We start from the raw sequence: 5,571 nt of genomic DNA on the forward strand, positions 1-5,571 counted from the left end.
CCGAGCGCCTCGCTAAGCTCCTGGCAACAGCCAGTTGATCACTCGTGTTGCAACGCCCCCTGGAATTCGCCATTCGCGGGCGGGGCCTTTTCACGTGGTGGCGGGCAGGGGCGGGCGGGTGGTGCGGAGGGGGATCTCGGCGACAGGGGTCCAGGACATCCGCCACCCGTCCGTGAGCCGCGCCGAGATCCGCGCCGTCAACGTCTCCTCGGCGGCCCGCAGCGCCGCCCCCACGATCCGGTCACATCGCCCCGGGGTGGGCGGCTCGATGCACTCCGTACGGCAGCGGACCAGCAGTTCCACCCGCACCTGCTCCGGCCGCCGCTCCTTGCAGGCAACGTGCTCGGTGAGCCAGGCCGTCAGCTTGTCCGCGTCCGCGACACTGCACTCACGGAAGCCCAGGTGCCCGCGGATCTGCGCACGGTGGTACTCGACCGTCCGACCGCTCCACTCGTATCCGTCCAGCTCGGACGCAGGCACCTGTACCTGCCGGGCGACGAACTCCACGGCCTCACCGGGCAGCTCTGCCCGGCTCCGGGGAAACCGGCCGTACTGCGTGTAGAACTTCAGCAATACGGCGAAGCCCAGTCGCGTCGCACCGCGCTTGCCGGAGACGAGCCCCTGCTCGTCTTTCAAAAGCGTCCAGTGCTCGACCAGGTCGTCCAGGTCCAAAGGGATACGGGCCACGGTCGTCCTCCCGGGACTTCACCCCGCGCAGCTGTACGCACCTGGACTCACCCACACGGGTGAGACCCCAACAAATCACTGCCGTTTGCGGCTGGTGACAGGGCTCTTACCGGCACCCCAATGAGGAGTTCAAAGGACTTGGAGGGTGCGTTCACCCCCGGATCTTCTCAAGAAACGGTGTTCTGGGTGGGCGGAGGAGATACGCGTAATAGCCGCCACTTCATAGCAGAGCGTGACGCTCAAGTACGGTGAGTGTGCGTACGCTCCGTGATCTGGCCCTGGCCTCGCTACCGGGATCGTCGCTGTTTATGGTGGCCGCTGTCAGTTGGTCGGGTGTGGGGCGGCGTCAGACGGGCTCAAGGAAAAAAACGGGTTGCCATGTCTGCATCGCAGGTCGAACGATGGCGCCTTGTGACGAAAGCAGGAAAGAAAACCTTGTTCGATGCCGTCAGGCCGGTTGCGTTGGTGACGGGCGTCGGCCGCTCCATCGGGATCGGTGCGGGCATCGCTCGCCGTTTGGCCCAGGCGGGCTGGGACGTCGCTTTCACGTACTGGACGCCATACGACGCGCGCATGCCTTGGGGCATCGAGGATGACGCGGCGGCCACCATCACCAAGGCCCTGGCAGAACAGGGCGCCGACACGGTGGCAGTGGAGGCGGACCTCGCCGATCCAGGTGCCCCGGAACGTGTTTTCGACGAGGCCGAACGCCGCCTCGGCGGCATCACCGCCTTGGTGATGTGCCACGGCGAGTCGGTCGACTCCGGTCTGCTCGACACCACCCTTGAGAGTTTCGACCGCCACTTCGCGGTGAACGCGCGTGCCACCTGGCTGCTGATCCGCGAGTACGGTCGTCGCTTTCACGGGGCTCCGGGAACCGGACGCGTGATCAGTCTCACCAGTGATCACACCGTCGGCAACCTGCCCTACGGTGCGAGCAAGGGTGCACTGGACCGCATCACCCTGGCCGCTGCCCACGAACTCGCCCACCTCGGGATCACCGCCAACGTGATCAACCCGGGGCCAGTGGACACCGGGTGGATGTCCGACGACATCCGAGAGCACGTACTCCGCCAGACACCGCTGGGCCGTCTGGGCAGCCCGCAGGACACCGCCCACCTCGTGGAGTTCCTATGTTCACCGCAGGGCCAGTGGATCAATGGACAACTACTGAAGAGCAACGGTGGCTTCGCCAGCTGATCATTGCTCGCGACGACGATCGCCAACGGCGGATGGCCTGTCAGCCGCCAGTTGGAACTGGCAATACCTCCCCGTCTGCCATCACTCTGTGTATTCGCTAGACGGGGGACACCCCCCAACAACAACCCCAGAAGGGCTTTGGAGGAGTTTTTGAAGGCGATCATGACTCTGCTGCGCAATTCCGTGCGGGGGTGATGGTGGGCGCGGGATGATCGTCTGTGCGGCCGTTTCCTGTCGTGCGGCCGTGGGGGGTGGTGCGATGTCGATGCGGCCGAAGGGGCTGCCGGAGGTCCCGGAGCAGGCCGCGGCGGTGGCCCGGGCGGCGTTCCCGAGGGGGAGCCTGGCGATGCGGGTGCGGGACCGGCTCGCGGAGGTCTTCGCCGACGAGCCGTTCGCCGACGCGTTCGGGGTACGTGGTGCCCCGGGGCTGTCGCCGGGGGTGTTGTGCCTGGTCACGGTGTTGCAGTTTGCTGAGGACCTGACCGATCGGCAGGCCGCGGCGATGGCGGTGCGGGCGATCGACTGGAAGTACGCGCTCGGAGCGGAGCTGACGGATACGGGCTTCGATGCCAGCGTGCTGAGCCGGTTCCGTGCCCGGTTGGCCGGGCACGGCATGGAACGGATGGTCTTCGACCGGCTCCTGGAGCACTGCAAGGTCGAGGGACTGGTGGTCGCCGGGGGTAAGCAGCGCACCGATTCCACCCATGTGATCAGCGCGGTGCGGGACTTGAACCGTCTGGAGCTGGCCGGGGAAAGTGTGCGGGCCGCGTTGGAGGCGCTCGCGGTCGCGGCACCGTCCTGGCTGGCCGGACAGGTCGACGTGGCCGAGTTCGCCCACCGCTACGGGCCCCGGGTGGACGGCTGGCGCATGCCGTCCTCGCAGACGAAACGCGACCGGCTCGCGCAGGTCTTCGGGCAGGACGCGCTGGCGTTGTGCCGGGCGGCCTGGGCGCCCGATGCCCCGGAATGGATCCGGGGGATCGAGACCATGCGCCTCCTGCGGCAAGTCCTTGTGCAGACCTACTACGTGCACACCGACACCCGGGGACGGGAGGTGATCAAGAAGCGGGACGCCGATGACGAGGGCGTCCCGCCCGGCCAACTGCGCCTTGTCTCCCCCTACGACCCCGACGCACGCTGGGCGGCCAAGGGCGAAGATCTATTCTGGATGGGCTACAAGGTCCACCTCACCGAGACCTGCGACACTCCCGCCGAAGCCGAAGCCGAAGCCGGGGTCCGGGCGGCACCGAACCTAATCACGGACGTGTTCACCACCGACGCCACCGTGCCCGATGTGAAGGCGACCGGGCCTGTTCAACGGCGCCTGGCCGAGCACGGGGTGAAACCCGGCGAGCACTACCTGGACTCCGGCTACCCCTCCGCCGATCTGATCACCACCGCGCTGGAGCGGGGCATCCGTATGGTCACCCCGGTCCTGCTGGACCACTCCGCCCAGGCCAAGGCGCACACCGGCTTCGACAAGAACGCCTTCGCCATCGACTGGAAGGCCCGCCAGGTCCGCTGCCCCGCCGGGAAGAGAAGCGCGCACTGGAACCCGGTGAAGCAGCACGGCACGGACGCGATCGTCATCACCTTCAGCGTTCTGACCTGCCGCCCCTGCCCCTTCCAGAAACAGTGCACCAGCTCCGCGCTGGGCCGGCGCATGCTCACCCTGCGGCCCAGGGAACCGCACGAGGCCCTCGTCCGGGCCCGCGCCGAGCAGAAGACCGAGATCTGGAAGGCCAAGTACGCCCTGCGCGCAGGAGTGGAGGGCACCATCAACCAGGCCCTGGACATCACCGGCATGCGCCGGGCCCGCTACCGCGGACTGCTGAAAGTCCGCCTCCAGCACGCCTTCTCCGCCACCGCCCTCAACGTGATCCGACTCGACGCCCACTGGACCGGACACAACCAGCACCACACCCGCAGCAGCCACCTCGAACACCTCGCCTACCGCCTCACAGCCTGACCCCGGAATTGCGCAGCAGAGTCGATCCGGGGTTCGTGCGGGCCGGTTCTGTGATCCTCAATAGACGACGGACGTCCTGTCACCGGCACCCGGTGTCTCGCAATCAGCCCCGCTCGAAGCAGTGGAAGTGGCCGATGACGGAGAAGCCGCGGCGCTCGTACCAGTGTCGTGGCCAGTCCGCCGCATCAGCGGTCAGGAACCGGGTATCGCAGTCCTTGTCGGCGGCCAGGCGCAAGGCGGTGGTCAGGACGGCATCGGCGTAACCGCGCCTGAGGTGGGCCTCCGAAGTGACCAGGTCCTCGATCTGGGCTGTGCCGGTTGCCGGATCCAGATAGAGGTCAGCCCATGAGGCGACCTCACCCTCCTGCGTGCAGGCACCGAGGAAGTGAACGATGTCGGCCCCGCGGCGGCGAGCCTCGCGTCGGTCGACGAGATGGCGTATGACCTCGTCGTCGACGTCTGGAAGGAGGCCCCGCCATCGCCGGGTGAGTGGGATACGTATCGCGTCGAGGTCCAGCTCCTCCGCGGACCCGCTGGCCGGCACCGGGCCCGCATGCAGCATGACCAGATAGGTGGAGTGGGTGTATCCATCCCGGATCAGTGGCTGTGCGCACGCCATTCCGACTTCGTCGTCAAGGACGGAGATCAGTCGGTGAGACAGATGCCCCAGTGCCTCCTCCGCGATGGCGGGCACCGCCTCGGAGTCAACGACCGTGTCGATGATGACCTGGTTATTGGCGTGGGAATGTGCGAAGGCGTCGTCGTATACGGCGAACCCGCCCGGAAGGTCGACGATGCGCGCGGCCTGGCGGCGGGCGAAGGCCGACAGGAAGGAATTGATCCGCTGTAGTTCTGAGTTTGACATGGGGAGAGCGTAGGCAGCCGCGGACCATGGCCGCCTACGAATTGCCCTCGGCGGGGCGAAGGCTTCTCGGGTGCCTTCAGGCCACTTCGACTTCTGGGCCCGCGTCGGGGTCGAGCTGGGTGAAGTCGACGTCGAGGTGCACTTCGTACGCCTCTGGCGCGTCGCTGAGCTCGTGGGTGGAGTATTCGCCGAACCGCATGATGTGCTCGGTCAGGTACGGGGAGATCTCCGCCAGGTCCTCCGGCTCGATCTTCCAGCCCTCGGCCTGGAGCTCGCGGACGATGTCGGCGATGTCCAGGGTGTTATGAAAGATGACCGTGTTCGTGAGCAGGGAGTTGAACTTCATTGCCTTCTCCTGCTCGATGGGGTCATTGTCAGCGATGACCCCGCGGTTGCCAAAGTGCAGCCACTCGGAGAACCCGTTGTACGCCTCAACCTTGTTTGTCGCGGCCGTCACCCGCCGGCGCATCGACGCGTCGGAGAGATACGTCAGCAGCTGGACTGTGCGAATCACGCGCCCGACCTCGCGGAACGCGGCGTAGTGGGCGTTCTTACGGGAGCCGGAGCGCAGGCGCCGCAGCAGCAGCGTGGAGGAGATCGTGCCTTCGCGTACCGAGATCGCCACCCCCATCAGGTCGCGGAAGTGCGTGGCGATGAGGTCCCAGCTGATGACGTTCTTGCCCGTCTCGCCGAACAGTGCATCGATGTAGCGGTACTGGACGCTGCGGGTGGGCCGGTTGGTTTTGTCCACGAAATCGGGTTCTGGCACAGCTTCCGTGCAGTGGCCACGGTGAGTGACGGCTGAGCGCCTCCGGACGGCATACGAAGTCGCCCGAAAATGGATGGTGGT

The 5,571-nt window shown here is 66.6% G+C and carries 5 protein-coding genes; 2 read left to right on the plus strand and 3 right to left on the minus strand.

Going from position 1 to position 5,571, the window contains the following annotated elements; all coding sequences use genetic code 11:
- Nucleotides 1-90 precede the first annotated feature (90 nt).
- Nucleotides 91-687: a DUF4158 domain-containing protein gene (locus tag ACWCQ6_RS35385; protein WP_451096361.1), complete on the minus strand. Its 597-nt coding sequence runs from the start codon at nucleotides 685-687 to the stop codon at nucleotides 91-93.
- A gap of 378 nt (nucleotides 688-1,065) precedes the next feature.
- Between ACWCQ6_RS35385 and ACWCQ6_RS35390 the strand changes: the two genes are divergently transcribed.
- Both ACWCQ6_RS35390 and ACWCQ6_RS35395 read left to right on the plus strand, forming a co-directional pair.
- Entirely contained in the window at nucleotides 1,066-1,887 is an 822-nt protein-coding gene (locus tag ACWCQ6_RS35390) for an SDR family oxidoreductase (RefSeq protein ID WP_451096363.1), read from the plus strand.
- A 259-nt stretch (nucleotides 1,888-2,146) separates the two neighbouring features.
- Complete coding sequence (locus ACWCQ6_RS35395) at nucleotides 2,147-3,856, plus strand: IS1182 family transposase (RefSeq protein ID WP_451096365.1); 1,710 nt, start codon at nucleotides 2,147-2,149, stop codon at nucleotides 3,854-3,856.
- A 103-nt stretch (nucleotides 3,857-3,959) separates the two neighbouring features.
- On the opposite strand, the gene ACWCQ6_RS35400 is transcribed toward ACWCQ6_RS35395, so the two are convergent.
- On the minus strand, nucleotides 3,960-4,721 hold the full coding sequence (locus ACWCQ6_RS35400; protein ID WP_451096367.1) for a GNAT family N-acetyltransferase: 762 nt from the start codon (nucleotides 4,719-4,721) through the stop codon (nucleotides 3,960-3,962).
- A gap of 76 nt (nucleotides 4,722-4,797) precedes the next feature.
- Nucleotides 4,798-5,472 (minus strand): Tn3 family transposase, encoded by a 675-nt coding sequence (locus tag ACWCQ6_RS35405; protein ID WP_451096370.1) that lies wholly within the window; start codon nucleotides 5,470-5,472, stop codon nucleotides 4,798-4,800.
- Between the last annotated feature and the right edge of the window lie 99 nt (nucleotides 5,473-5,571).

It is taken from the genome of Streptomyces sp. NPDC001880 (genome assembly GCF_053594575.1).

Coding starts and splice junctions, on each gene's coding strand:
- ACWCQ6_RS35390 (WP_451096363.1), top strand. CDS start 1,066: ATGTCTGCATCGCAGGTCGAACGATGGCGCCTTGTGACGAAAGCAGGA.
- ACWCQ6_RS35395 (WP_451096365.1), top strand. CDS start 2,147: ATGTCGATGCGGCCGAAGGGGCTGCCGGAGGTCCCGGAGCAGGCCGCG.
- ACWCQ6_RS35400 (WP_451096367.1), bottom strand. CDS start 4,721: ATGTCAAACTCAGAACTACAGCGGATCAATTCCTTCCTGTCGGCCTTC.